The organism is Bacillus timonensis (assembly GCF_004799755.1).
GTDB classification, from domain to species: domain Bacteria; phylum Bacillota; class Bacilli; order Bacillales; family Bacillaceae_L; genus Ferdinandcohnia; species Ferdinandcohnia timonensis_A.
Genome location: NZ_SLUB01000146.1, coordinates 1 through 619, shown reverse-complemented (window position 1 = coordinate 619; position 619 = coordinate 1). Strand labels below are relative to the sequence as shown.

Genomic DNA, 619 nt, shown 5'->3' with positions numbered 1-619 from the left:
AAAAAATTTGTATAGTGATCTACAATTATTTCGAATTTACATTGAGGGGTGGGCATGATAGCCTGGAGGGCAAGCCAGGTGTTGTTAAACTCCTGGCTTCCTGGCTTTACATCATGCCCGCCGGAGGCTCAATGTCAATTCGAAATTAGGCGTTCCCACTTTATTGGGCAGGTGACGCTTTTGTAATCCCCTTATTGCTTCTAGTGATTTTTTTCATTTCAAGTTCCTCATTTATTTGCATAAGGACCGCTCCAATCATTCTAAATGCAGATTGAGTATTTGGAAATATCCGGATCACTTGTTCTCTTCTTCTAACCTCTGAATTTAAGCGTTCTAGTGAATTTGTACTGCGAATATATTGTTGAAATCTTACCGGTTCATTAAGGTATTGGATAGCATCTTCGAAGCCATCTTCTAAAGTTCGAATTGCTTTCTCCAGTTTTGGATTATCTCCAAAACGTTCAAGAAATTCATCTTTAAACTTTCGGGCATCCTCTACACTAACAGCTTCAAAAATTCTTTTTAAACCTAGTTTTTCTTCATCTATCCCTTTTTTGGGCATTACATTAAAGATATTTCGCTTGAGATGGACTGTACAACGTTGCCAAACAGTTCCGAC

Annotated in this window: 1 protein-coding gene; it reads right to left on the bottom strand. The window is 38.3% G+C overall.

Annotated elements, in window-relative coordinates; all coding sequences use genetic code 11:
* Nucleotides 1–160: 160 nt before the first annotated feature.
* Nucleotides 161–619, bottom strand: a 459-nt coding sequence (locus tag E1I69_RS24280) for a transposase (protein WP_242634698.1), incomplete at its 5' end; no start/stop codon positions are given.